This window comes from uncultured Veillonella sp. (assembly GCF_934230905.1).
In the GTDB taxonomy this organism is placed as follows: domain Bacteria; phylum Bacillota; class Negativicutes; order Veillonellales; family Veillonellaceae; genus Veillonella.
The window spans coordinates 1-26,488 of record NZ_CAKQFJ010000026.1; the positions used below are offsets into that span (position 1 = coordinate 1).

The 26,488-nt window shown below is 38.8% G+C and carries 22 protein-coding genes and 3 tRNA genes; 4 read left to right on the forward strand and 21 right to left on the reverse strand.

The genetic code is table 11. The annotated features are described in order from the left end of the window. Window position 1: 1 nt before the first annotated feature. The 3 genes from Q0E20_RS07485 to Q0E20_RS07495 all read right to left on the reverse strand — a co-directional run bounded on the left by Q0E20_RS07485 (window position 2) and on the right by Q0E20_RS07495 (window position 1,680). A tRNA-Phe gene (locus Q0E20_RS07485) sits at window positions 2-74 on the reverse strand. A 20-nt stretch (window positions 75-94) separates the two neighbouring features. Next, a tRNA-Asp gene (locus Q0E20_RS07490) sits at window positions 95-170 on the reverse strand. Window positions 171-462: 292 nt separating this feature from the next. Then, complete coding sequence (locus Q0E20_RS07495) at window positions 463-1,680, reverse strand: inverse autotransporter beta domain-containing protein (RefSeq protein WP_295998524.1); 1,218 nt, start codon at window positions 1,678-1,680, stop codon at window positions 463-465. A gap of 147 nt (window positions 1,681-1,827) precedes the next feature. Between Q0E20_RS07495 and Q0E20_RS07500 the strand changes: the two genes are divergently transcribed. Then, window positions 1,828-2,445 carry a DUF2939 domain-containing protein gene (locus Q0E20_RS07500; protein ID WP_295998526.1) on the forward strand — a complete coding sequence of 206 codons (618 nt, stop codon included), beginning with the start codon at window positions 1,828-1,830 and terminating at the stop codon, window positions 2,443-2,445. Between the two features lie 158 nt (window positions 2,446-2,603). Here the strand turns inward: Q0E20_RS07500 and Q0E20_RS07505 are convergent, their stop codons facing one another. The 18 genes from Q0E20_RS07505 to Q0E20_RS07590 form a co-directional block, all read right to left on the reverse strand. Then, on the reverse strand, window positions 2,604-2,981 hold the full coding sequence (locus Q0E20_RS07505; protein WP_295998529.1) for a PaaI family thioesterase: 378 nt from the start codon (window positions 2,979-2,981) through the stop codon (window positions 2,604-2,606). After that, window positions 2,978-4,120: an o-succinylbenzoate synthase gene (menC, locus tag Q0E20_RS07510; protein WP_295998532.1), complete on the reverse strand. Its 1,143-nt coding sequence runs from the start codon at window positions 4,118-4,120 to the stop codon at window positions 2,978-2,980. The genes Q0E20_RS07505 and menC overlap by 4 nt, the downstream gene beginning before the upstream one ends. Beyond that, entirely contained in the window at window positions 4,113-5,546 is a 1,434-nt protein-coding gene (gene menE, locus Q0E20_RS07515; protein ID WP_295998534.1) for an o-succinylbenzoate--CoA ligase, read from the reverse strand. Before menE ends, menC begins: the two co-directional genes overlap by 8 nt. A gap of 131 nt (window positions 5,547-5,677) precedes the next feature. Continuing rightward, the gene (gene menB / locus Q0E20_RS07520) at window positions 5,678-6,520 is read right to left on the reverse strand and encodes a 1,4-dihydroxy-2-naphthoyl-CoA synthase (protein WP_005377688.1); all 843 of its coding nucleotides are present in this window, start codon (window positions 6,518-6,520) and stop codon (window positions 5,678-5,680) included. 5 nt (window positions 6,521-6,525) lie between these two features. After that, on the reverse strand, window positions 6,526-7,386 hold the full coding sequence (gene menH / locus Q0E20_RS07525) for a 2-succinyl-6-hydroxy-2,4-cyclohexadiene-1-carboxylate synthase (protein WP_295998540.1): 861 nt from the start codon (window positions 7,384-7,386) through the stop codon (window positions 6,526-6,528). After that, complete coding sequence (gene menD / locus Q0E20_RS07530) at window positions 7,383-9,119, reverse strand: 2-succinyl-5-enolpyruvyl-6-hydroxy-3-cyclohexene-1-carboxylic-acid synthase (RefSeq protein ID WP_295998541.1); 1,737 nt, start codon at window positions 9,117-9,119, stop codon at window positions 7,383-7,385. Before menD ends, menH begins: the two co-directional genes overlap by 4 nt. A gap of 77 nt (window positions 9,120-9,196) precedes the next feature. After that, window positions 9,197-10,339 (reverse strand): isochorismate synthase, encoded by a 1,143-nt coding sequence (locus tag Q0E20_RS07535; RefSeq protein ID WP_295998542.1) that lies wholly within the window; start codon window positions 10,337-10,339, stop codon window positions 9,197-9,199. Between the two features lie 173 nt (window positions 10,340-10,512). Continuing rightward, entirely contained in the window at window positions 10,513-11,775 is a 1,263-nt protein-coding gene (gene purD, locus Q0E20_RS07540; protein WP_295998545.1) for a phosphoribosylamine--glycine ligase, read from the reverse strand. A 104-nt stretch (window positions 11,776-11,879) separates the two neighbouring features. Beyond that, complete coding sequence (gene purH, locus Q0E20_RS07545; RefSeq protein WP_295998548.1) at window positions 11,880-13,409, reverse strand: bifunctional phosphoribosylaminoimidazolecarboxamide formyltransferase/IMP cyclohydrolase; 1,530 nt, start codon at window positions 13,407-13,409, stop codon at window positions 11,880-11,882. Between the two features lie 8 nt (window positions 13,410-13,417). Further along, window positions 13,418-14,038 (reverse strand): phosphoribosylglycinamide formyltransferase, encoded by a 621-nt coding sequence (gene purN / locus Q0E20_RS07550; protein WP_295998551.1) that lies wholly within the window; start codon window positions 14,036-14,038, stop codon window positions 13,418-13,420. Next, window positions 14,031-15,092 (reverse strand): phosphoribosylformylglycinamidine cyclo-ligase, encoded by a 1,062-nt coding sequence (gene purM / locus Q0E20_RS07555; RefSeq protein WP_295998554.1) that lies wholly within the window; start codon window positions 15,090-15,092, stop codon window positions 14,031-14,033. Before purM ends, purN begins: the two co-directional genes overlap by 8 nt. Continuing rightward, window positions 15,079-16,497, reverse strand: coding sequence for an amidophosphoribosyltransferase (purF, locus tag Q0E20_RS07560; protein WP_295998557.1), 1,419 nt, complete (start codon window positions 16,495-16,497; stop codon window positions 15,079-15,081). The genes purM and purF overlap by 14 nt, the downstream gene beginning before the upstream one ends. A 14-nt stretch (window positions 16,498-16,511) precedes the next feature. Next, window positions 16,512-17,240: a phosphoribosylaminoimidazolesuccinocarboxamide synthase gene (gene purC / locus Q0E20_RS07565; protein ID WP_295998560.1), complete on the reverse strand. Its 729-nt coding sequence runs from the start codon at window positions 17,238-17,240 to the stop codon at window positions 16,512-16,514. 23 nt (window positions 17,241-17,263) lie between these two features. Then, the gene (gene purE / locus Q0E20_RS07570) at window positions 17,264-17,755 is read right to left on the reverse strand and encodes a 5-(carboxyamino)imidazole ribonucleotide mutase (RefSeq protein WP_295998562.1); all 492 of its coding nucleotides are present in this window, start codon (window positions 17,753-17,755) and stop codon (window positions 17,264-17,266) included. 387 nt (window positions 17,756-18,142) lie between these two features. Continuing rightward, window positions 18,143-18,583, reverse strand: a complete 441-nt coding sequence (locus Q0E20_RS07575) for a hypothetical protein (RefSeq protein WP_295998565.1) — start codon at window positions 18,581-18,583, stop codon at window positions 18,143-18,145. 9 nt (window positions 18,584-18,592) lie between these two features. Continuing rightward, the gene (locus tag Q0E20_RS07580; protein ID WP_295998568.1) at window positions 18,593-19,045 is read right to left on the reverse strand and encodes a hypothetical protein; all 453 of its coding nucleotides are present in this window, start codon (window positions 19,043-19,045) and stop codon (window positions 18,593-18,595) included. A gap of 33 nt (window positions 19,046-19,078) precedes the next feature. Further along, window positions 19,079-19,654, reverse strand: a complete 576-nt coding sequence (locus Q0E20_RS07585; protein WP_295998570.1) for a xanthine phosphoribosyltransferase — start codon at window positions 19,652-19,654, stop codon at window positions 19,079-19,081. Window positions 19,655-19,766: 112 nt separating this feature from the next. Then, the gene (locus Q0E20_RS07590) at window positions 19,767-20,672 is read right to left on the reverse strand and encodes a LysR family transcriptional regulator (RefSeq protein ID WP_295998572.1); all 906 of its coding nucleotides are present in this window, start codon (window positions 20,670-20,672) and stop codon (window positions 19,767-19,769) included. Between the two features lie 247 nt (window positions 20,673-20,919). Here Q0E20_RS07590 and Q0E20_RS07595 point away from each other — a divergent pair, with 247 nt between their 5' ends. The 3 genes from Q0E20_RS07595 to Q0E20_RS07605 all read left to right on the forward strand — a co-directional run bounded on the left by Q0E20_RS07595 (window position 20,920) and on the right by Q0E20_RS07605 (window position 26,348). Next, complete coding sequence (locus Q0E20_RS07595; protein ID WP_295998575.1) at window positions 20,920-24,663, forward strand: phosphoribosylformylglycinamidine synthase; 3,744 nt, start codon at window positions 20,920-20,922, stop codon at window positions 24,661-24,663. 221 nt (window positions 24,664-24,884) lie between these two features. Further along, window positions 24,885-26,120, forward strand: a complete 1,236-nt coding sequence (locus Q0E20_RS07600) for an FprA family A-type flavoprotein (RefSeq protein ID WP_295998578.1) — start codon at window positions 24,885-24,887, stop codon at window positions 26,118-26,120. Between the two features lie 137 nt (window positions 26,121-26,257). Further along, window positions 26,258-26,348, forward strand: a tRNA-Ser gene (locus Q0E20_RS07605). The last annotated feature ends 140 nt before the right edge of the window (window positions 26,349-26,488 follow it).

Consider the following 26,488-nt stretch of genomic DNA (forward strand, 5'->3'; position numbering starts at 1 on the left):
GTGCCTCAGGACAGAATCGAACTGTCGACACACGGATTTTCAGTCCGTTGCTCTACCGACTGAGCTACCGAGGCATGTTTTTTGTAAAAAAAAATGGCGACCCCGATCAGATTTGAACTGACGATCTTCGCCGTGACAGGGCGACATGTTAACCGCTACACCACGGGGCCGCGTATCAACTCTCGTTGACTACTCGTATATATTAACATGAGCCACTAATATAATGCAAGTACTTTTTTCTAATTTTTAAATGAATTTTTCCAAAATATATAGAAATAAGAAATATACATCAAAAATCGTATATAATAGCCATTTATATTCAGTATACTTGAATATACTTAAGATTATACCTCAAATGATAGGAATAAGACTGGCACCTAAGCCTTTTTAAGAAAACTAGGTGCCAATTAAAATATGCTATATGAAGTTATTTATTATGGTATCAAAACCATTGTTATATACTTATACATGATCCCATGAATGTTCACGATAGTTTTGTTCCCAATAGGACTCAACAACCATATCGCTACGTTTAACCTTATTGAGCATTTTAGAGCGAGCTGTAGTTATAGTATCTTCACTATGCTTCCCGCCAAAGTATGCATATCTAGATTTACCTAATGTATACATTACAGATACATAAGGTTCCACAGAAGTAATATTACTCTTGTTAAATCCTAAGTCAACAGCGATGTGTGGCGTTACATTCAATTTAGCCCCAACTTTAACACCATGTATAGAATTCCACTTATGTTGATTAATATAGTACATATTTTCAGGATGCTCGCTTGGACTTTTTGTTTTCCATTGATATGCATCTATATAGGTGGAAACCCAACGAGCATTCTTATAATCTCGGGTATATCGTATATCAAAACCATCTAAAACATGTTCATAGGCATATCGATATCGAAGCATTCCATTAGGTGTATCCGCTAATGGATCACCTGGCATTGTATCATGAAATAAATCTGCTCCAGGTATCATAGTAAGACCATTCCAAAAAGGATATGGTTCTGTCTTTTTCTCTGATAAGCCATGATACACATTAGCACTTATCGTATTTAAACCAGAAACATATTCCATACCCGCCCCAACACGAGAGAGTTTATCCTTAACGGCATAATCATAAAATATATTTCCACCTACATAAGCATGCTCATGCTCACTAAGTCGACGATAACCAACACCAACACTAGCAACTACACCAAGAGAATCATGTTCGATAGTTTCACCTTTATCATAATAATAAGGTTGTTGTAAAGCTCTATCACCGTTACCACCATACCAATAGGCTCGGGTATTTATTTTATCCCCACCATTTCCATCTAAACGTCCTTGTACGAATAATAGAGATTTAGACTTATCGTCATAACGCTTTACAGGTTGTATAGTTTCTATAAAATATTGTGCTTTAATTTTTTGTTTAACACTATGCTCACTATGAAATAATACCGGGGTGCTAAGATGACGTGGGTTAACCGCGGTCTTATAATCACGATAGTCATCTTTTTGACTTCCTTGTACCCCAATACCGATATCCGTACGATCCATCCAGCTACTTTGTTCAGTATCCCCAACTTTTACACCAGCACTCACAGCTGCAGCCACAGTTCCCACGCTTACGCTGCACAAAAAAGCACTGCAAACCAGAGCTTTTAGTATTAATTTGTCTTTCATTTTTAACTCCTCTCTTACATATTCATTTTAATGATGAATATAAAATGAATATACTTTATTATACCTGTAACATAATAAGCTGACAACTATAGAGAAGGAGCAGTTTATGTGTTAGAATATAAGTATTATGTATATTGGAGCAATATTATGAAATCAAAAGCCTTAACAATAACAATCATCATTGCCATCATAGCCATACTAAGCGCTACATGGTATTTCTTATGGTATATTCCACATACACCAGTTTATACATTCCAAACTATTCGTGAAGCTGTAGAAAATAAAGATGCGGATACAGTGTTAGAACATATTGATACAACATCATTAGTCAAAAACATTGTCACTCGGGAAGGCAACACCTATGTAGATACATCTTCACCATTAGGTAAAGCCGCTGTAGCAGCTACTAAAACATTTGGTCCAGCGCTACTTGATGATGTAATTCGTAAATATGTAGAAAATCCAGATAGTTTTAAATCTGCAAATGATACAAATAACGAAAATGAAGAACAAGATACATCTAATACATTCTCTATGATTGACCGTATTCAACGAGGTGAGTTATTCAAACAACGTCATCTAGAAATCAAGAACATTACTTCTGAAGATGATGGAAACACCGCCACTGTAACCGTAACAATTCATAACACCAAGACCAACCAAACAACTCCCATCCGAGTACTTATGAAACACATCGGAGACGGAACTTGGGCTATCTATGATATCCCAAATATCGAAGCACTCTATAAAATCACAAGAAAATAAAGACCTCTTTATGTATCTTAATACGAATAGAGGCTAATGACAGAAAAATTCGACTTTGGCCCTGCGAAGCCCGAAGGGCGTAGACAGATCCGGCCGGTGGAGGATTTTTCTGTTATTGGCCTCTACAAACGTATTTGATACAAAAGAGGTCTTTTTTCTTATCGATTTTTAGGTACTATCGCACAGGTTACGGTAACTTGAGATATCAAACGATGGTGCTCATCATACATATCAAAGCGCCAAACGTGAGATGTTTTTCCTTGTAATAGTAAATGCCCTTCAGCAATTAAATCGCCTTCTGCTTTCATAGGACGCATGTGATTTGCAGTTACCGATTGACCTACAGCAAATTGATCATCTGCTATCAATTGATTGCTGAGCAGGCCTGATACAATTTCACCAAAAGCCAAAGTGGCGCCACCATTAAGATATCCTTGTGGTTGCGCATGATATCCAGTTAAATGCATCACTGCTTGCCCACTGGTAGTCCCAGTTAACTCTACACAATCGATTTGTAATGCTTCTATCATTGTCATAGTGTTCGTTTCTCCACTGTATATTCCTCAATACGATTATCCAATACATCAACACCAAGGCCAGCACCATTAGGCACCTGCATAGCCCCATCAGTAAATAAAATTTCTGGATTGATCAGGTCATGTTCAAAATAGCGATTAAAATCGGATAAATCCCCTGCCATATAGGTATCACCTAAAGCTGCTAGTTGAACATGTAACATCTTAGAAATGCCTGATTCAACCATGCTACCAATCCAGTATGGAATACCTGCTTCTCGGCATCGTAGAATAGCAGCACGCGTCTGTATTAATCCACCAAAACGCCCTATCTTTACATTAAGCACATCGATTAATCTATGCTCTATAGCATAAGATAAGTCATCATAAGACAAAATAGACTCATCTAAACAAATAGGTGTCGTAATAGGCCAATTAGGCAACGATACCTTCCACGCCTTATATGTTACCAAATTCGTTATGCTAAAAGGTTCTTCTATGCAAAGCAAATTCAAATCATTATAGGCTGCCACCATATCTAGCTGGTCATAGGAGTAACTTTGATTGGCATCAACGGATAAGGCTAGTTTTGGATAGGTCTCACGCACAAGTCTTGTCCGTTCATAACCATCGCGAGGCGATACCTTAAGTTTAATTCGTTCACAACCATTGGATACATACTGTTCCACGAGGTCCAATAGTTCATCCATGGACACGTCACCAATGACGATGCCATTTGAAATGGTAGGTTTTAATGATTCTCCCATAATATAGGCTACGGAGTTTACACCCTTTCGGCTGCAATCTAAGTTAATCAATGCGTTTTCAAGCCCCGCTATCGTCATAGGCATATTATCACGTTTCAACCAGAATTGTAATTGACGAATATAGGCCATCAATGGTTTTGGCCGCATCAATCGCAACTCTAATATATAAGTATCTACTAATTGCTGCCATGCCGAATCAACCGTCTCGGCCGTATAGAAAGGATCCGTGAAAGCCACACATTCTCCATAGCCTATATACCCTTGTTGGTCCTCAATAAGTATGATAATACTTTCACGAACTCGAACAGAACCTTTAGCCGTTTTAAATTCAAACTTTAACGGTAAAGCTACACGATACGTTGTTATAGACTTAAAGTTCAATATATCACTCATGAGAACCTCCATGGAACTCAGTCATATCGAGATACGATATCAACGATTTACGCATAATCTTCCCTGTACCATTACGTGGCAACGCATCCATAATCGTAATATATTTAGGCACCTTGTATTTGGCTAACTGACTAGCAATATGGTCTCGCACAGTCATCTTCAAATCAGTTTCTAATGTATCCACATGATCAAAAGCAACAAATAGTGCGGGCACCTGCCCCCATTTCATATCGGCTACAGGAACAACAGCACATTCCTTTACACCATCCATCGAATATACAAGATCTTCTATTTCCTTTGGGTAAATATTTTCACCTCCAGAAATAATTAAATCTGTACGGCGGTTCAAAATGTATAAGAATCCATCCTCATCGAGATAGCCCATATCATCGGTATTAAAATCGCCATGAATCGATTCGCGATTGATATAACCACTCATAACCATGGGCCCATCTAAATGGATTTCTCCTACTCCATCCACATCTGGATTTACAATCTGTACGTTCATTCCTGCCAAAGGCTTACCTACTGAATCAAGTTTATTTAAATTTGATAATACAGGCATAGTCACACTTTGACTAAAAGTTTCCGTCATACCATAAGTCTTATAAATCGGTAACTGCTTTATAATACACGCATCTACTAGAGGACGAGGAATAAATTCGCCACCCAATAAAATAACGCGTAATTGATGATGTGTAATGCGAGGCTCCAAGTTTTTTAAGATGGTTGGTACCAAAGACATCATATTAATACGACTATCATGAATATATTGAAGTACTCGATCTTCGTCATAAGAGTCCATAATAGTCATAGCAGTACCATTATAAAGCGATCTCATCAAGATGGATAATCCACTTACATGAAACAATGGCAACACCATGAGCCAATTATCCTCTTCAGTCCGACCTAGCACCTCTTGTGATGCTTGTACATGAGCTTTAATTTGCCTCCAACGAAGTGGCACTGATTTAAAGTGCCCCGTTGTAGCACTTGTATTCATGATAGCTGCAATAGAATGATCATCATTAATAGACCAATCAAAACAATCATCTACAGTAGCATCATTTAATATATCTGCCATAGATTTAAAGGCAAAGGAAGTTACAGATTGTGGAACTTGTTTCTGCCTTTTAGCACTATGTAATACAGTTTTAATATGTAGCTGACATAACTGATTGTCAATTTCACTCTCTGTAAGATGTACATTTAGTAAAAGCACTTCTTTACGAACTAACATAGCTGCCAAGAGATATACAGCCATTGTTGCGGAATTATCCGAAATAATAGCGATGCGTTTATCTTGTACTGCTTGTAGCCGAGTGGCCACATACACAACAGCACTATATATATCGTAATAAGTATATTCATTCATACATATGCGATTCGGATAGTGCTGTTTTCCGTATTGTAACCATTCCATCATCTCACCTCATAGCTAACCATAAAAACTATAAAACATACATGTATAAGAAAGGCGCCTCATATAGAGGCGCACTACACGTATCATGTAAATAATTCAAATCTATAAAATAAGAACTATTAACCATATTCCGATTAAGGGAATTTAGGGAATTGTTTGAAGTCTGGTTTACGTTTTTCTTTAAACGCATCACGACCTTCTTTAGCTTCATCTGTTGTATAGTACATCAACGTTGCATCCCCTGCAAATTGTTGTAAGCCTGCAAGACCATCAGTATCTGCATTGAAGGATGCTTTTAACATGCGCAATGCCATTGGAGATAATGCCAAAATCTCATTACACCATTGCACCGTTTCTTCTTCTAATTTGTCGAATGGTACTACGCAGTTAACCATACCCATTTCATAAGCTTGAGCAGCCGTGTATTGACGGCAAAGGAACCATACTTCACGTGCACGTTTATGACCAATCATACGTGCTAAATAACCAGCACCATAACCAGCATCAAAGGAACCTACACGAGGGCCTGTTTGACCGAATTTTGCATTTTCAGAAGCGATGGTAAGATCACATACGATGTGCAATACATGACCACCGCCAATAGCAAAACCATTTACCATAGCGATAACAGGTTTTGGAATGATGCGGATTAAATGTTGCAAATCAAGTACGTTAAGACGAGGAATATTATCATCACCTACATAACCGCCATTGCCACGCACACGTTGATCACCACCGGAGCAGAATGCCTCTTTATCTTCACCTTGGCCATGGTTAGCGCCAGTTAAGATAATAACGCCGATTTCTGCATCATCACGAGCAATTGTAAATGCATCAATAAGCTCAATTACAGTTTTAGGGCGAAATGCATTACGCACTTCTGGGCGATTAATCGTGATTTTTGCAATACCATTATAGGTTTCATAAATTACATCTTCATAATTACGATCCAATACTTTCCAATCAAATTTGCTCATGGATGTTACCTTTCCTTATATAAAAAATCTGCTAAAGCCGTCATAAACGGGCCTGGCTTTTCTAAATGTACATTATGTCCCGCCCCATTGACGATGACATGGTCACAGTTTGGTAAATTACTAAACCGCTCTTCTCCTATTGTAGTATATTTTGTATCTAGTGCGCCACTAATATATAGAGATGGCATAGATAATTCTTGTAACCGATGGCCTACATAGGGCATGACGCCCTGCCCCGAACCTCGCAACGTAGCCGCTAGTGCATAGGGACTATTATGTGCTCGTCGTTGGAACAATTTGTCATGTACGATTGGTGAAAGCTGGCTTTGGCTTTTAAAAATAGAGATTCCCGACCATTTAGTAGCAAACCAACGCCCATCATTGTCTTCTATAGCTAGTGCCAGTTGTTCATCTGACTCTTTACGCGCTTGTCGCTCTCCATCCGATTCAATACCAACAGAGCCACTCTCTAAAATAAGGTTTTCAATTTCTGAACCATACGTAAGAGCGTAAAGTAATGCTAATCGTGCTCCCATAGAATAGCCCATAAGCGAATAGCTCTCACCAGCCACGGCAGAAATCACCGTATGCAAATCATTAAGCATAGAAGGAATAGAAAAGGCGCTCTCATCCTCTGGTATATCTGAATCGCCGTGACCAATCGTATCGATACGGATAAGCTGATAGCCCGGTACAACGATGCCATCCCAAGTATAACCAGACTCAGAAAAGCCATGTAAACACACAAGAGATTTACCAGCACCAACTAACGTCACCCCATATCGATACTCACCAAGGTCGATATACATGCGAAGTGCTAGATTGTATATGGAGTTATCTATAATACTGCACGCATATTGGCTCATAGTCGGTCCTCCCCCGTAGGTATTGTCGTATATAACTTATGTAGTTCCCTGCTTCGTTCTTTAGACGTTGGAATTTCAATGACATGCACACCCGTTGTACCTACATAGTTTTGCAACGCAGCTTTCAATTCATCATTATTAAAAACACGTACAAAATCGATACCATACAGTGTGGCAAGACCACTGTAATCTAATCCTTGTGCCGTACTAAACAAGTAATCAAAATGCGGAGTTCCCTTTTGAGGCAAATATTCAAAAATACCACCCCCATCATTATTATGAACAATGATGGTTACATTTAACGAATGTGTTTTCGCCACGGCTAAGCCATTCAAATCGTGAAAAAAGGTCAAGTCCCCCGTAAGCAATACGATAGGCATGCCATTTGTAGCGATGCCAAGGGCCGTTGAAACGGTACCATCAATACCGTTAACGCCACGGTTACCATAGATAATAGCACTATGACGATGACCAGACCAGAAATAATCCATATCTCGAATGCTCATACTATTGGCAACCATAATCTGACTACGTTCCGGCAATAGTTCTTGTAAGAGATGAATCGTATATCCTTCAAATAACTCTTGTTCCATAGCTACGGTATCGAGTTGTTTACGCCCTACTCTATCTGCATGAATCCATGTAGCTAGATAGCCATTATCCGCTGTATCAAGTTCCTCATCAGCCCCTTCTGCATATTCCTCATTTTCCATTGCATGAAGATTAAAAACCTGCATTTTCAGTGCATCAACCAAACCTTGTGGTGTCGATTGTACAAAGAGTGTCGTGTTTCCTGCAGGATTCGTATAGTCCATTGTTGGGCTAACAGATATCATTTGTGTATGTTGCATAGATGCCACCCACTGCTGAACACGTTTAGATACGACCATCTGCCCAATCTGTAAAATGCAATCCGGTTGTAATGTATCTCGATACCCCTCTTGTGAAAGCAATGCATCATAAGATGTAATAACTCGTTCATCGTAGACACGGCGCATATTAGACAATGGATCGCCTAATATTGGTGCATGGAATATATTAGATAAACCAAGAATGGCATCGGCATCCTCAAGATTCATACTTGGCCCTGCTAAGATAAGCACCTTTTTATCCCTAAGAAGGTCATATATAGCGTGCACGTCACTTGGTTGAATAACAGCAGGAACCACCGAAAATGGTCGTTGTCCACAGGAAAAATGTTTTTTATCCAACTCTGGAACTAATGGTTCAAAGAGCGGTACATTAATATGCACGGGGCCCCTTTTCACATCCATAGACTTCATATAAGCCTTACGAGCTACTAGGCGCGGATATGTATAGTAATGATCCTGTTGTGGCACAGCTAATTCCTCGTAATAATTAACGGCAGTTCCGAATAGTTTTTGTTGGTCTACTGTTTGTGGAGCCCCTACATGTTGCAATGTATGAGGTCGATCAGCAGACAGAATAATCAATGGCACACCGCTATATTGTGCTTCTAACACAGCCGGCATATAATGCGCTACGGCTGAACCAGACGTACACACAAGGACTACAGGTTTTCTATGTCCCTTGGCGATACCTAAAGCCATAAACCCTGCAGACCTCTCATCAATATTCATATAGGTTTCAAAGGCACCATGTTCTCTAAATAGCATGGCCATCGTTGTAGAACGAGAACCAGGGCTAAACACAGCATGTGTGATGCCTAATTGAGCGAACTCATCTACTAATGAGGCGATATATTCATTCATGTAAATTCTCCATACCATAGGTAACACATATATGACTCACCTTACCATATAGTAATTTCATACCTATCCTTTAACGTTTACAATGCATCTAGTATAGTACGCATCTTATTATTCGTTTCTATATATTCTTCATCCGCATCAGAATCAGCAACTACACCACACCCAGCGTATGCATACAGAATATTATCCATAATTAGAGCAGAGCGAATAGCAACAACAATGATACCATCTCCCATATCCTTCATAAAGCCAAACGGAGCAGCATACATACCACGCTCATGGGCTTCATAGTGTTGTAATAAGGCCAATGCCTTCTCTCTTGGTTCTCCGCCAAGTGCCGGTGTAGGATGTAATAACTTGGCCCATTCAATAAGCGACTTTGTACCATCCTGGGCTGTTATAATAGTTCTCAAATGATATAAATGAGCGAGCTCCATAATCTCCGTTTTACCAACGGAAATATCTGGAGTCACCTCTCTCATTGTATGTACGATACGATCGCGAACAATATTATGTTCAAACAGATTTTTCTCATCTGATAATAACTGTTCTTTAGTCCATGCATTAGGTCCGTCCTTTGGCGCTGTCCCAGCCAGTGCATAGCTAAGAATTTCAGAACCACGATGACGGACTAAAATTTCTGGAGAAGCCCCAACAAAGGTGCGCCCATCCTTTTCATAACCAAAGATAAAACAGTTCGGATTATTCTCAACCAAATTCGCCAAGATACTAGCAACATTATAGGGTGCATCACTTGTGAATTGTACCTCACGAGATGCAACCACCTTTGTCATCTCGCCACGACTAATCCCGTCTGAAATAGCATTCATCAAGTTGTCCCAAGCTCCTTTATCATCACTAGTTTCAGTAAAGGTATGCCGAACATTTGGTACATCAAAATCAACGATAGGTAGGCTTTTACCAGCATGCAAATAAAAAGATTCCCCATTTTCTACGATATAGTAATGGGTAAACGCAATCATTTCATGCCCCATCCCCGACCATTTAGGATCTTTTGAGGTGTCAAAAAAAGTATCCCCATAAAATACGTATGCATAATTATGCCGGTCCTCATCATCTTTAACTGTGGCTAGACGTTTAGCGCCTACAACAATACGATCACTTTGCCTGTCCACCCAAAAAACGCGTTCCTCATTGGGGAAATTAAGCCAAAAGGCTATGGGACTATTCAGTTGTAACGGTTCTTTATTATAAATCATAATGGTATATCGCTATTACAAAGAAAAATAGAGTCTATTAACCTCCAAACATCAACGGTATTGGTAGGTCTATATTTATCGATATTATTATATCACGGGTACATATTAAATTATAGATAGTGTAAAATCCCCTATACCTTATGTATAGCTCATAAAGTATAGGGGATTATATATTATTTGAAAGCTTTTGCACCAATATCCTTGCGATATTGCATACCCTTAAAGGTAATATGATCTACGCGCTCATAGGCACGTTCTAAAGCGGTCCGTAAGTCCTTACCCAGTCCTACAACACCGAGAATACGCCCACCATTCGTGACATAATGGTCACCTTCTAGCTTCGTTCCGGAATGGAAAATAATGGATGTATCATATTGTACAAGTTCACCTAAGATAACATCACCTTTAGATGAAGTTTCTGGATAGCCTTTTGAAGCAAGGATAACACAAGCAGCAGAAGAGTCATTCCATTTTACCATGTTGGACCGTAATGTACCAGTAGCACAGGCCATCATAATTTGACCTAAATCACCTTCTAGCAACGGCAATACCACTTGCGTCTCTGGATCACCAAAGCGTGCATTAAACTCTACCACCTTAGGTCCTTCATTAGTAATCATAAGGCCTGCATAGAGACAGCCCACATAGGGCATTCCTTCTTTTGCCATAGCTGCTACCATAGGTTCTAAAATAGTCTTCATCGCTTCATTGCGTAATGCATCAGTTAACACAGGTGCTGGTGCATAAGTTCCCATCCCCCCCGTGTTAGGGCCCTTATCACCATCAAAGATACGTTTATGGTCTTGAGAGGCAATCATAGGAATCACAGTTTTACCATCCACAAAGGCAAGAAGACTCGCTTCTTCACCTTCCATAAATTCCTCAATAACAACAGTGCTACCAGCCACACCAAAACGATTGCCACTAAGCATATCATCAACAGCTGCATCGGCTTCGTCAATAGTCATAGCTACAACAACCCCCTTACCGGCCGCTAATCCATCTGCTTTTACTACAATAGGTGCTCCGGTTTCAGCAATGAATTGTTTTGCTTCATCTGCATCGGAAAATACTCCGTAAGTAGCAGTTGGGATATTATATTTTTTCATGAGATTTTTAGCAAAAACCTTAGAGCCTTCCAATTGAGCAGCAGCCTTAGATGGTCCGAATACAGAAATCTCCGCTTCATTTAATGCATCAGTAAGTCCAGCTACAAGAGGTGCTTCAGGGCCTACAACAACAAGTTCTATCTTATTATCTTTTAAGAACCTAATAAGGAGATCTGTTTGTTCCCAATCAATGCCTACTAATTCTGCACAATTTTTCATAGCTGCACTACCAGGAATAGCATACACCTTCTCCACACTTGGACTGATAGATAAACGCCACGCAATAGCATGTTCGCGACCGCCATTACCAATTACGCAAACCTTCATGGTTACCTCCCAAACATCATAAACACAGCAACCTCAACACTTGATACATCACCTACAAACAAGGTTTGAACGTAGCATTGAGGTTACACATGCATTATACTTAATTAATGTTTAAAATGACGAATGCCTGTAAATACCATAGCAATACCAGCTTCATCAGCGGCCTTAATGGATTCTTCATCACGGATAGAACCACCTGGTTGGATAATGGCAGCTATACCATGCTGAGCCGCCGTTTCAACGGTATCGCCAAATGGGAAGAATGCATCAGATGCAAGAACGGCCCCTTTTGCCCCCTCTCCTGCTTGTTCAAGAGCGATTTTAGCAGATCCAACGCGATTCATTTGACCGGCGCCAACACCGAGTGTACGTTTCTCGTTAGAAATTAAAATAGCATTAGATTTTACATGTTTTACAAGTTTCCATGCAAATTCAAGGGCTTTCCATTGTTCTTCTGTAGGTTGTGCCTTAGTAACAACCTTATAATTGGCACGATCTTCTATAATATCATCCTCAGTTTGTACGAGCATACCACCAGACACCTTTTTCACAGTCACTTGACCATGTTCTGGCTTAGATAACTCGATGAGCCGAATATTTTTCTTTGCTTCCAAGATATCTAAGGCTTCTTTTGTGAAAGCTGGCGCCATAATAACCTCTAAGAAAATCTTACTCATTTCTTCTGCCGTAACTACATCAACTTCGCGATTTAATGCTACAATGCCACCAAAGGCGGATACGGAATCAGCTTCATAAGCATTGACATATGCATCATGTAATGTAGTTGCCGTAGCGGCACCACAAGGATTAGTATGTTTAATAATACATGCCGCAGGATCAGCAAATTCCCATACCATATTCCACGCCGCTTCCATATCGACGATATTGTTATAGGATAACTCCTTACCATGTAATTGTTTCAATGCCCCCATACCGTGAGCCTTACCAATTTCTTTATAAAAAGCGGCCTTTTGATGAGGATTTTCTCCATAACGAAGGTCCATAACCTTTTCATAAGCACTTAAATATTCAGGAGGTGTAGGGCCTTCTCCAATTACGCCGCTCATATAATTAGCAATGGCCGTATCATACGCTGCTGTATGAGCAAATGCTTCTTTAGCCAATGCTAAACGATATTCTTGAGTTAATGAACCATTCGTTTTAAGCATTTCTAAAACTTCATCATAGTGATTAGGGTTAACTACAATACCTACATAAGCATTATTTTTAGCCGCAGAACGCACCATGGTTGGTCCACCAATATCGATATTTTCAATGGCGTCTTCTAAGGAAACATTTGGTTTTGCAATTGTTTCACGGAATGGATATAAATTTACAACCACTAAATCAATTGGCAAAATACCATGTTCTTCCATAGCAGCTTGATGCTCTGCATTATCTCGAATCGCTAAGATACCACCATGTACCTTTGGATGTAACGTTTTTACACGACCATCCATCATTTCAGGAAAACCAGTAAGAGATTCTACAGCCTTTGCAGGAACGCCTGCATCAGTAATAGCTTTCAACGTGCCACCTGTAGAATAGATAGTTACCCCTAACTCTACAAGACCTTTGGCAAAGTCAACAATACCTGTTTTATCAGAAACACTAAGTAATGCGTTTTGAATCATCGTTCCTCCTAAATATAATGTACAATGTGTCCTTCTATACGTAATGCATCCTCACAGAACAAACGAAGTGCTTCACGATACGTCGCATGTTCTACGGGCAATAATCGTTCGGACAAAGTATCCTCTGTATCATCTGGATATACAGGAACTGTATTTTGCATGATGATAGGACCTGTATCCATACCAGCATCTACAAAATGAACAGTACAACCTGTTATTTTTACACCGGCATCGATAGCCTGTTGATGACCATGAAGGCCTGGAAAAGATGGCAACAAGGCGGGGTGGATATTTAAAATCTTATGTTCATAGCGAGCAATAAGGCCGGACCCTACAATACGCATGTAGCCTGCCAATACAATACCATCGACATGATATGGCTCTAGTGCCTCTAATTGTGCTTGTTCAAAGGCTTGTTTTGAATCAAATTGACTGCGTTCAATAGCAATGAGTGGAATACCCCAGTCTTTAGAGCGTTCTACAATACCAGCATCGGCATGGTCTGTAATAATAATAACAAACTCGCCTTTGATAAGCCCTTCTTGCATCGCCTTATAAAGTGCTTCTCCATTTGATCCTCTACCGCTAGCAAACAAAGCGAGGCGCTTTTTAGGGAGGGAATTAATCATTAAATACAGCCCCTTTTACGACAACAGGACCTTCGCCTGAAACAATATGACCAATTTCATATACCGCTTCATTTCGGCTTTCAAGATTAGCTTTTACCTTATCTACGTCATTGACATCAACGATTAAAATCATACCAATCCCCATGTTGAACGTGCGGTACATTTCATGCCAATCCACATTGCCCCATTCTTGCAATTTTGTAAACACAGAAAGGCGTGGCCATGTATCACAATCTACCTCCGCCGTGACACCATCAGGTAGTACGCGCGGAATATTTTCATAGAAACCGCCACCTGTGATATGAACCATACCTTTAATATAATTTTCTTTAATCAAAGGCAATACGGCCTTAGGATACAAGCGTGTTGGTGTTAATAATTCTTCACCAAGTGTTTTACCAAATTCTGGAATGTCTTGATCTATAGAGAAACCCTTATGGTCGAAAATGATTTTACGAACCAAGGAGAACCCATTGGAATGAACACCAAAAGATGGCAAGCCAAGAATAACGTCACCAGCCTTAATATGTTCACCAGTGATTAATTTAGATCGATCTACAATACCTACGGCAAAACCTGCCACATCATAGTCACCTTCACCATAGAAGCCAGCCATTTCAGCTGTTTCCCCACCAAGAAGAGCACATCCAGATTCTTCACAAGCATTAGCAACGCCGCGTACAATATCAGCGACTTGTACCGGATTGAGTTTGCCAACAGCTACATAGTCTAAGAAGAATAACGGTGTTGCACCTTGTACAAGAATATCATTAACGCTCATAGCAACACAGTCTTGGCCGATTGTGTCATGCTTATCCATCATGATAGCGAGGCGCAATTTGGTGCCCACTCCGTCTGTACCGGATACAAGCATCGGTTCTTTCATAAAGTGACCTGCTAAGGAGTAAAGACCACCAAAGCCACCTAAATCACCTACAACACCTGCTGTATATGTTCTTTTAACAGATTCTTTCATCAACTCTACAGCTTTATTGCCAGCATCGATATCTACACCTGCATCGCGATAAGTTAATCCTGTTTTATTCGAGCACATATTTGACCCCTTCCTCTTGCTCTGTAGGCACATCTACCCTGTAATCACCATTGAAACAAGCGAAACATAAATCCTCTTCTGGTACATCGCTAACAGCTCGGCACAACCCTTCTCTTGATAGATAATGCAATTTATCGGCCTTAATATAATCTCTAATTTCTTCAATTGTATGTGTAGCCGCAATCAATTCTTTACGAACTGATGTATCAATACCATAATGACAGGAATATTCAATAGCGGGCGAGCTAACACACATATAAATTTCCTTGGCGCCAGCCTCTTTTAACATTTTAACAATAAGACTACTTGTAGTACCACGAACGATAGAATCATCTATTAAAACGATGCGCTTGCCGCCAACAATCTTTGGCATAGCATTTAATTTCATTCGCACTGCTAGTTCTCGTTCTTCTTGGTTCGGTTTAATAAATGTACGTCCACTGTATCGATTTTTAATTAATCCCTCTGCAAAAGGGATACCCGATGCACGAGCATAGCCAAGAGCAGCTGTCGTACCAGAGTCTGGAATAGACATAACGATATCTGCATCATATTTAGTTTCATTATATAATTCACGTCCCATATTAAGTCGCGTTTCATATACAGATTGGCCATCAATTTTACTATCAGAGCGCGCAAAATAAATATATTCAAAAACACATAATTTTTTATCAATTTTTTGAGGTTCTGCATACATTGTACTACGCACGCCACGATCATCGATAATAACCATTTCACCAGGATCTATATCCCGAATAAATTCAGCTTTGATAGCATCAAAGGCACAGCTTTCACTAGATAAAACATAGCCATGTTCCGTCTTACCTAAACAAAGAGGTCTAAAGCCTTGCGGATCACGTACCCCAACAAGAGAGTCATTAGTAGTAATGACCAAGGAAAACGCTCCTTCAATTTGCCGCGCTGCATCAGCAATGCGTTCTTCTTGTGTATCAGCTTTAGAGCGAGCAATTAAATTTACGATAACCTCTGAATCCATAGTTGTTTGAAAAATGGAACCATCTGCTTCAAGTCGGCGACGGATTTCTAAAGCATTTGTCAAATTGCCATTATGAGCTACCGCAATTTGTCCACCTTGATAATGAATGACTAGTGGTTGAATATTACGTGGATTATTAGATCCTGTTGTAGAATACCGCACATGACCAGTCCCCATATGGCTTTTCAATGTAGGTAATTCTTTAATTGCTTCAGTCAATAAACCCATGCCTTTTTTTAGTGCCACTTCATTACCATCAGTAATAGCAATCCCCGCACTTTCTTGTCCGCGATGTTGAAGGGCAAACAATCCCCAATATACATATCGTGCAACATCAACAGTGCGATCAAATACACCGAACACGCCACATTCTTCATGCCATTTGTCAAAAATCGGATCGTAGTTCATCAATAACCCCCAGGTTATGCACGTTCGCCTGTTAAGCGGAATAACATTTCTTTATAAGCTTCTTCAATATTGCCAAGGTCACGACGGAAGCGGTCTTTATCGAGTTTTTCACCTGTTGTAGCATCCCAGAAACGACATGTATCAGGAGAGATTTCATCACCAAGTAATACTTCCCCATTATGTGTACCAAATTCAAGTTTGAAATCGACTAATGTTACATTCTTAGTAGCCAAGAAGTTTTTAAGGATATCGTTTACCTTCATAGTAATTTCGGAAATTCTATCCAATTGTTCTTGTGTTGCCCAGCCAAGAGCTGTGATTTGGGATTCGTTGGCAAATGGGTCTCCTAATTCATCATCTTTATAGCAAAATTCAAGGATTGGATGTTTAAGAGGTGTGCCTTCTTCTAATCCAAAACGTTTAGCCATTGAACCAGCAGCAATATTACGAACGATAACTTCTAAAGGAACGATCTTTAATGTTAATACAGTTTGATTACGATCATCATCTCGACGAACAAAATGTGTTGGTATACCTTCTTTTTTCAACAGTTCAAAAAAGAAAGAAGAGATTTTATTATTTAATACACCTTTACCAAGAATAGTATCATGTTTTTCACCATTAAATGCAGTGGCATCATCTTTATAATGAACAATATACGTTTCTTTGTCATCTGTTTGATACACTTGTTTTGCTTTGCCTTCGTATAAAAGTGTTAATTTTTCCAAATCGATATTAGCCATGATAATAATCCTCCTATGTAATATTATTTATTTAATTCTGCTTGTAATGTAGCATTATCAGCTAAAACTTTATCCGCCATATCTTTACGATAGGTTACATATTTTTCTTTCAGCTCTTTATTGAAAGTTGCACCAATTTGAACTGCAAACAATGCTGCATTTTTAGCACCGTCCACCGCCATTGTTGCTACTGGCATACCAGAAGGCATTTGTACAATTGCCAAAAGGGCATCAATCCCTTTCAATGCAGTTGCATTAAGAGGAATACCAATAACAGGTACGGTAGTAAAACTTGCAATCACTCCAGGTAGATGTGCTGCAGCGCCGGCACCAGCGATAAATGCGATAGCTCCTTCTGATTCTAGGCGTTCCACAAAGGACTTAACAGCCTCTGGCGTACGATGTGCAGAGGCAATAACCATTTCATAAGGAATGTTGAATTCATCTAATATAGCAGATGCTTTTTTCATTGTATCTAGGTCAGATTTACTGCCCATAATAATGCCAACCTTCATTGTTCCTCCTTAATAAAAAAACTCGACTAAAAAAGCCGAGTTTACACACTGATAGCGTTAGCAAAAATCATCATACTAGTAACGGATGTTAGGGTAATATGCCTCTTCATGATAACGCCTCCTTATCTGTAATTAAATTGTAACAGACCACTTTCTATCGGTCAATCATTTTTCGAATAATAATTATATTAATTTTTATAATCGTTCGATATATATCGAACTTTATATTATTTTTATATACAATCAGTCGAAATAATACGAATAATAATTATTATGTACTAATACTCATCAATACCAAAAAGACTCCTATACCGATGTATAAGAGTCTTTTACAATTTCTAAAGATTATGACTAACTATCTGTTAAGATAAATTAGAAATTCATATTTTATTGTATATTACTTTCAAAGGCACTTTTTAAATCGCCTACAGCTTCAGGAATGTAATCCACAATCGATGTCATTAATGCATACATCAACTCTGGTATAAACTCATCATTAGCACACATATAAACACAATCTAAATATAGAGTAGAATCTTGTTCATCAATATAGAATTTATAATTCTTATATGTTGCATTTTCACGGTTAATCAATGCATTGATAGCTGTCATATTCTGTGCAGTAACCTTTTCAGGTCCAAGGACAAGACGAATAACGCTATAAATACTATTATCTAAGATTACGAACAACGGCATATCCCAGAGCGGTGATTTTATATATGAACGATATACAACTGTACCATCTTCATCTTCAAAATCTTTACGCTCAAAAGCCGTAACCTCTTCTGCCTTCATAAATTTATCAAAGGCTAATGCTTTAGGATTCATAATGACCTCTTATTTTGCTTGACCTACAATTTTCAAAATATCTGGATGCACTTCATCCAAGTGAGGTTTAATAACCTCTAACATGAGATTAACCAAAACAGCTGGTTCAAATGTTTCCTCTGTAGATGGTACAGAAATATCTGTATAGATGTTACTATCTTCATCATTTACATAATATTTTGTTACCTTATATTGTTGGTTAAGTTCATTCAATTTTGGTAATACTTTTTTAATAGCTGCCTCTGTAATACTCATAGTTGTAATAGCAACACGAATATAGGAGAACACAGAGTTATCTAGCACAATAAATACAGGTAAAGAATTACCATGAATATCTAAACGACCATGATATACAACTGTATTGTATTCATCCCCTTTAATTACATCTTTTGTAAACCATTTATTGCCTGCTTTTTCAATATCCGCTGCAAGCACATCAAATTTTTCTGCTTTTTTATTCATTTCGTTTACCTTCCTCCGAAAGAATCTATAATTTTAGTCTTCTATAAAAATACATTCATTATCCTTAAATTCTTTGATGCGCACCAATGATTCTACACGGAATCCAGCATTTTCCAAACGTTCACGCCCTGGTTGAAAGGATTTTTCAATAGCAATTGCCATACCAACCACTTCATCGCCAGCATCTTTAACAAGCTTAGCAAGTCCCATAGCAGCTTCACCTGATGCTAAGAAATCATCGATAATTAAAACCTTTTCACCTGCTGGCAAAAACTTTTTAGAAATTGTGATATCGTAATTTTCTTCTTTGGTATAAGAATATACGACAGAATGATATACATCATCAACCATTAAAATTGATTTTTTCTTACGTGCAAATACTAATGGCACATCTAATTCAAGAGCGGCCATTAATGCCAAGGCAATACCAGATGCTTCGATAGTAACAATACGTTGAACCCCAGCATCACGATAACGATTAGCAATTTCTTTACCAATAGCTTTAAATAAGTGTGGATCAATTTGATGATTTAAAAAGCCATCAACTTTTAATACACGATTGTTTAAGACAATACCTTCTTCACGAATGCGTTGTTTTAATAATTCCATTTCGTTTTACCTCCGCATAACTATCTTTAAATTTTAACGTAAATCAACACTTAGGGTCAACAAAAAAACACACTTTATTTAAAAAAGAATAAAGTGTGTTTTTAATTCATATTTATAAAACTTTATCGCGTTTATCCTCACGATTGGCCAATAAACTTGTAAAGCGAGATGCTCCTTCAGATTGAGGTACAAGGCGCGAACGAACAAGTACGATATCACGTGTTGGTACAGGAATATCAGTATCAATTTTCACAACAGTACCTTCTTGCATTTTTTCTTGAACCACATTACTTGGTAACATGGCAATCCCCATATTAATTTCCACCAAATCCAGAAGAACATCCACACTACTCAATTCAAAACGAGGTTTACTACAAGCGCCATGCGTTACCTCATCAAAAAAAGTACGGCTAGCAGTCCCCTTTTGCAATAACAGCATAGGCTCACTAAGCAAGCGACCTTGATCAAAGAATCCAGCCCCTTTATACTCATGGCCTCCGACAAAAATATCCTGAATACTCGCTAAAGTAGTAACCTCTAGTTGCGTATTGCTGCGTAAGCCTTCATAGTCATTTACCACCGCTAATTGTGCTTCTTTATTAATAACTAGTTCTACACAGTCAGGAGATGGTTTATTAATAATATGTAAACCTATTTGATTCTCTTGTAGTTGCCATTTATGAAAATAAGGCAATAAAAAATGACGGCATAATGTGTCTGTAGCAGCAATATTTAAACTTTCATAAGCTTGATTTACCCGTTCTTGTAACTGAGTAATACCATTATCTAATATGGAAAAAGCCTTGGCTACTGTATCAAATAATTCCTTACCTTCTGGCGTAAACGCAACAGACTTAGTAGTGCGCACAAAAAGAGGCATTTTCAATTCCCCTTCTAGCTGTTTGATACTTTGACTGATTGCAGACTGCGAAACACCTAACTCTTTTGCAGCGCGAGAAAATGACAAATACAACCCAACTCCTAAAAACGATCTATATAGATCTGCTGATACTGCCATTTTATCCTCCTCTGTTATATACTAATACTATAGTAATAAAAGATATTAATACGCTACTTTTCATATGGACAAGATAATTTGTCATAATTCATGAAATTCTGGTCTTATGACCTTCATGAAACCTTCATATTTATAAGTAGTGTTAATCTTTATATAAGTAAGATTATCTTTACTTATAAGTCTAGACCGACTATACTTATCTTGTCAACACCAGAACATATTTATTCTGCATTTTACAGGAGGCTATATGGCTATTCAAAGACTATTTGTAAGAAAACGTGATGCTTTTGCAAATGAAGCAGCACAGGTATTAGCTACATTACAGCAAGAATTACATGTACCAGCTACAGCCGTACAAATTTATGAACGCTACGATGTTGAAAATCTTAGCGAAGAAGCATTACAAAAAGCTAAACATTTAATTTTTTCTGAACCACCTGTTGATTTAGTAGCAGAAACATTAGATATTCCAACAAACGGTTTTGTCTTTGCTATCGAATACGTACCTGGCCAATATGACCAACGTGCTGATAGTGCAGAACAATGTATCTCTATGCTCACCCTTACAACAGGGCATACTGTTCGTTGTGCACGCGTTTTCATCATAGAGGGTACTTTCACAGACAAAGAAAAAGCAACCATTAAGCAATATTACATCAATCCGGTGGACTCCAGAGAGGCTAGCCTTGAAGTACCTGATACATTAGCGCTAAATCTTGAAGAACCAAAAGATGTTGCCATTATTGATGGTTTTACAGAAATGACAGAAGATAATTTACAACATATGATTAGCGAATACGGACTCGCTATGACATTGGCAGATCTTCAATTGATTCAACAACAATATAAGAATGTAGAAAAACGCAATCCAACAATTACAGAAATACGGTTATTCGATACGTACTGGTCCGATCATTGCCGGCATACTACATTTATGACAGAATTAACGGATATTACTATCGAAGATAGCCGTTTCACAGAACCAATCAAAGAAGCGCTCGAAGAATACACGGAAGGTCGCAATTTATTATATACGACTAAGGTGAAAGCTCGTTCTCTCATGGATATGGCTACCTTAGCTGTAAAAGAGTTGCGTCATGCAGGCGGTCTTACTAATCTTGATGAGTCCGAAGAAATCAACGCATGTACTATCATCGTCCCTGTTGATGTAGATGGCAAAGAAGAAGAATGGCTCTTGCTATTCAAAAATGAAACTCACAATCACCCAACTGAAATCGAACCTTTTGGTGGTGCTGCTACATGTCTTGGCGGTTGTATCCGCGATCCTCTAAGTGGCCGTTCTTATGTGTATCAAGCTATGCGCATCACTGGTAGTGGAGACCCACGTACACCACTAGCCGATACACTAGAAGGCAAGCTACCACAAAAGAAAATTACTGTTGAAGCCGCACGTGGTTATTCCTCCTATGGTAACCAAATCGGTCTTGCTACTGGCGAAGTTAAAGAATACTATCATCCAGGTTATGTGGCAAAACGCATGGAAATTGGCGCCGTTATCGGTGCTGCTCCGCGCAATCAAGTGCGACGTGAAGTACCAACACCAGGTGATATCATCGTACTACTCGGTGGTAAAACAGGTCGTGATGGCTGCGGTGGTGCTACAGGTTCTTCTAAGGAACACACATTAGAATCTCTAACTACATGTGGTGCAGAAGTTCAAAAAGGTAATGCCCTTACAGAACGTAAAATCCAACGTCTATTCCGTCGTCCAGAAGTAACTACGCTTATCAAACGTTGTAACGACTTTGGTGCTGGCGGTGTTTCAGTAGCCATTGGCGAACTAACAGATGGTGTTACTATTAACCTTGATTTGGTACCTAAAAAATATGATGGTCTTGATGGTACAGAACTTGCCATTTCCGAATCTCAAGAACGGATGGCTTGCGTCATTGCACCAGCTGATGTAGATGCATTTATGAAGTATTGCGATGAAGAAAACCTTGAATGCACTATTGTTGCTGATGTTACCGATACAAATCGTCTCATCATGACATGGCGTGGAGAAACTATTGTCGATATTAGTCGTGATTTCTTAAATACAAATGGGGCTAGTCAACAACAAGAAGCCGTAGTTACAGCTCCTGCTGAAAAGTCTTATTTCCGCCGTGGTTCTGCCAGTGCTGACAATTTTAAAGAACAATGGCTCGAAGCAATATCTACATTAAACACAGCTTCTCAACAAGGACTTGCAGAACGCTTTGATAGCACAGTAGGTGCTAATACAGTTCTTATGCCATTTGGTGGTAAATATCAAAAAACACCTACTCAAGGTATGGTGGCAAAATTACCAGTCCTTCAAGGAGAAACAACAACTGCTAGTATTATGACACATGGCTTTATACCTGAATTATCCGCTTGGAGCCCGTACCATGGCGCACAATATGCAGTTCTATTATCCGTTGCAAAACTTGTGGCACTTGGTGGTCGTCGTCAAGATGCATACCTTACTTTACAAGAATACTTTGAACGTTTACACTCCAAAAAATCTTGGGGTAAACCAGTAGCAGCACTACTAGGTGCATACAAAGCCCAAAAAGAACTTGAAATTGGCGCCATTGGCGGTAAAGATTCCATGAGTGGTACATTTATAGATTTAACAGTACCTCCTACTCTCGTATCTTTTGCTGCAGTAACGGCCCCTGTTAAAAATATTGTAAGCCAAGATTTAAAAGGTCCTAACCATCGACTCGTATACTTTGATGTACCTCGTACGTACAACGATACACCTGACTGGGATCACTTCAAAGAAAATTGTGATATCTTACAAGAGGAAATTGAAAAAGGCCGCGTATACTCTGCCTATGTCATCGATGAAGGAGGCATACCTGAAGCAGTTACCAAAATGGCTCTCGGTAATAAAATTGGTGTTAAATTCGACAAATATGCTGAACGAGCAATTTTCCAACCTGCCATCGGTTCATTCATCGTAGAAGTGGATATTACAGCGGTTAACCATTTGCTTGAATTATCCGATGTTCGCGTTATAGCAGTTACCCAAGATAAACCTATTATTGAATGGAATGATCAATCTGTAACACTAGCTGAAATAGAAGAAGCATACGAAAGCCCATTAGCAGATATCTTCCCATTACGAGCAAAATCGAGTATTGGTGAAGCAGTGGCGTACATTCATGATCAACACGCAAAACCTCGCAGTACCACCTTAGGGGCCAAACCAAAAGTGCTTATCCCTGTATTTCCAGGTACTAACTGCGAATTCGATTCTGCTCGTGCCTTTGAACGAGCTGGTGCTATTGCAGACATCATTCTCATCCGCAACCAAACGCCAGAACAATTAAAAGAATCTATTGATGTAATCAAAACTAAATTAGCAGAATCTCAAATGCTTATGTTCCCTGGTGGTTTCAGTGGTGGCGATGAACCTGATGGTTCTGGTAAATTTATGGCTACCCTATTTCGCAACCCATATCTTGCAGAAGGTCTTGAAAACCTACTTTATAAACAAGACGGCCTAGTTCTAGGTATTTGTAACGGTTTCCAAGCATTAATTAAATTAGGTCTATTGCCTGGTGGCCATATTGAAACACTAACATCAGATCACCCTACCTTGACATACAACACAATCGGTCGCCATGTATCCCGCATGGTTAATACCAAGGTTATTTCTACAAAATCTCCTTGGATGTGTGAAGCTAAGGCAGGCGAAATTTATACAGTTCCAATTTCTCATGGTGAAGGTCGCTTTATTGCCTCTCCTCAACAAGTATTAGAGTTCAATAAAACGGGACAAATCGCTACACAATATGTCGATTTTGATGGTATTGCATCCATGGATGGACGCTTTAATCCTAACCAATCCATAGCTGCCATCGAAGGTATTTATAGTCCTGATGGTCGCGTATTTGGTAAAATGGCGCACTCCGAACGTTGTGGTGCAGATATTAGCAAAAATATTCCAGGCAACTTAGAAATGCCGATTTTCACATCCGGTGTAAAATACTTTAAATAATCTATATAGCCCATTCTTCGGAATGGGCTATATTTACAAACTTTTACGAAATACACTCTAATTTGTGAAAGTTATACAGTTATAACGCATTGACATATATCGATATATTGATTTTTTTCGAAAAAAACTGTATTATAAAGTGTCAATATAATTAATTAAACCATCATCGTATATATGAGGTTTGTTATGTATATACATATGTGTAAGGAAAGGATATCACTATGCATTGTGCTCAAAAAATGACCCATAATATCTACTGGATTGGTAGTAATGACTGGACCACAGAACGTTTTGAAAACTTATTCCCTATTCCAAATGGTGTTAGCTATAATAGCTATTTCATCGATGATGAAAAAACTTGTGTTGTAGATGCTGTTGACTCTGAAATTCGTGAAGAATACTTTGACAACTTATCTCACCTTTTAAATGGTCGCGATCTTGATTACATCATCGTAAATCATATGGAACCAGACCATTGCCAAACATTATTGGAAACTTTAGAACGCTATCCAAATTGTAAGATGGTTGGTAATGCTACTACATTCCGCATGTTCGAACAATTCTATCGCACACCAAAACCTGACCAATACTACACCGTAAAAGAAGGCGACGAAATTTGCCTAGGAAAACACACTCTTGTATCCTATACAATGCCTATGGTTCATTGGCCAGAAGTAACTTGTACCTATGAAAAATCTACAGGTACATTATTCTCTGCCGATGCATTCGGCACATTCGGTACCATCAATGGCAACATCTTTGCTGACCAAACTGATTTCGTAGCTACTTATGAAGATGAAGCTCGTCGTTACTACACAAACATCGTTGGTAAATACGGTCCTCAAGTACAAAATGCAATCCGCAAGGTTTCTGGTCTCGAAATAAAACGTATTGCACCACTTCACGGTCCAATCTGGCGTACACCTGAAACAATTGACTATATTTTGCATAAATACTTACATTGGTCTAGCTATACAGCTGAGAAAAAAGGTGTTGTTATCGCTTTCGGATCCATGTACGGCAACACCCGTGACATCGCACAACAATTAGCAAAACAATTGTCTAAACGCGGTGTTACAGATATCAAAATTTACGATGTTTCCAAAACAAATGCCTCCTACATCATTGCTGATGCTTGGAAATATACAAACTTGGTAACAATTGCACCAACATACAACTTGAACCTATACCTTACTATGGAAAACTTCATTCATGAATTGAAAGCACTTAACTTCCAAAATCATAAAGTATCCATTATTGGTAACCATTCCTGGGCTTCTGCTGCTATGAAAACAATGGTTGCTCACTTTGAAAATGATTTCAAAGACATGGAAATCGTATCCCAACCTCTTGATATCAAATCCTCTTTAAAAGAAGAAGATATTCCATCTATTGAAAAAATGGCAGATGATATCAAAGCATCCATCGATGCACAAGAAATCAAAGAAGTATTATAATAGTCATACAAAAAGCCGTCCTTTGGGACGGCTTTTTAAAAGTCTTATGAAACTATGATATTTCCACTATTTTGTTCTTGACATAAATCTAACTTTTTCATATACTATACAAGTACCTGTTACACAACAGAATACATGGAGAGGTGTCCGAGCGGCTGAAGGAGCATGATTGGAAATCATGTGTGCGGTTATACCGTACCCAGGGTTCAAATCCCTGTCTCTCCGCCACATATAAGAAGGTTATCCGATGGATGGCCTTCTTTTTTTATACCAAAAACCCGCTTAATGACGGGGTTATAGGACAAAACGTGTTGGTTTTATAGGCGATGGGTCCAGTAATTTACTGGCTCCATCGCCATTTTAAGTTC

Excerpts from the sequence above, each read along its gene's own strand:
- Q0E20_RS07495 (WP_295998524.1), bottom strand. The coding sequence starts at position 1,680 with ATGAAAGACAAATTAATACTAAAAGCTCTGGTTTGCAGTGCTTTTTTG.
- Q0E20_RS07500 (WP_295998526.1), top strand. The coding sequence starts at position 1,828 with ATGAAATCAAAAGCCTTAACAATAACAATCATCATTGCCATCATAGCC.
- Q0E20_RS07505 (WP_295998529.1), bottom strand. The coding sequence starts at position 2,981 with ATGACAATGATAGAAGCATTACAAATCGATTGTGTAGAGTTAACTGGG.
- menC (WP_295998532.1), bottom strand. The coding sequence starts at position 4,120 with ATGAGTGATATATTGAACTTTAAGTCTATAACAACGTATCGTGTAGCT.
- menE (WP_295998534.1), bottom strand. The coding sequence starts at position 5,546 with ATGATGGAATGGTTACAATACGGAAAACAGCACTATCCGAATCGCATA.
- menB (WP_005377688.1), bottom strand. The coding sequence starts at position 6,520 with ATGAGCAAATTTGATTGGAAAGTATTGGATCGTAATTATGAAGATGTA.
- menH (WP_295998540.1), bottom strand. The coding sequence starts at position 7,386 with ATGAGCCAATATGCGTGCAGTATTATAGATAACTCCATATACAATCTA.
- menD (WP_295998541.1), bottom strand. The coding sequence starts at position 9,119 with ATGAATGAATATATCGCCTCATTAGTAGATGAGTTCGCTCAATTAGGC.
- Q0E20_RS07535 (WP_295998542.1), bottom strand. The coding sequence starts at position 10,339 with ATGATTTATAATAAAGAACCGTTACAACTGAATAGTCCCATAGCCTTT.
- purD (WP_295998545.1), bottom strand. The coding sequence starts at position 11,775 with ATGAAGGTTTGCGTAATTGGTAATGGCGGTCGCGAACATGCTATTGCG.
- purH (WP_295998548.1), bottom strand. The coding sequence starts at position 13,409 with ATGATTCAAAACGCATTACTTAGTGTTTCTGATAAAACAGGTATTGTT.
- purN (WP_295998551.1), bottom strand. The coding sequence starts at position 14,038 with ATGATTAATTCCCTCCCTAAAAAGCGCCTCGCTTTGTTTGCTAGCGGT.
- purM (WP_295998554.1), bottom strand. The coding sequence starts at position 15,092 with ATGTGCTCGAATAAAACAGGATTAACTTATCGCGATGCAGGTGTAGAT.
- purF (WP_295998557.1), bottom strand. The coding sequence starts at position 16,497 with ATGAACTACGATCCGATTTTTGACAAATGGCATGAAGAATGTGGCGTG.
- purC (WP_295998560.1), bottom strand. The coding sequence starts at position 17,240 with ATGGCTAATATCGATTTGGAAAAATTAACACTTTTATACGAAGGCAAA.
- purE (WP_295998562.1), bottom strand. The coding sequence starts at position 17,755 with ATGAAGGTTGGCATTATTATGGGCAGTAAATCTGACCTAGATACAATG.
- Q0E20_RS07575 (WP_295998565.1), bottom strand. The coding sequence starts at position 18,583 with ATGAATCCTAAAGCATTAGCCTTTGATAAATTTATGAAGGCAGAAGAG.
- Q0E20_RS07580 (WP_295998568.1), bottom strand. The coding sequence starts at position 19,045 with ATGAATAAAAAAGCAGAAAAATTTGATGTGCTTGCAGCGGATATTGAA.
- Q0E20_RS07585 (WP_295998570.1), bottom strand. The coding sequence starts at position 19,654 with ATGGAATTATTAAAACAACGCATTCGTGAAGAAGGTATTGTCTTAAAC.
- Q0E20_RS07590 (WP_295998572.1), bottom strand. The coding sequence starts at position 20,672 with ATGGCAGTATCAGCAGATCTATATAGATCGTTTTTAGGAGTTGGGTTG.
- Q0E20_RS07595 (WP_295998575.1), top strand. The coding sequence starts at position 20,920 with ATGGCTATTCAAAGACTATTTGTAAGAAAACGTGATGCTTTTGCAAAT.
- Q0E20_RS07600 (WP_295998578.1), top strand. The coding sequence starts at position 24,885 with ATGCATTGTGCTCAAAAAATGACCCATAATATCTACTGGATTGGTAGT.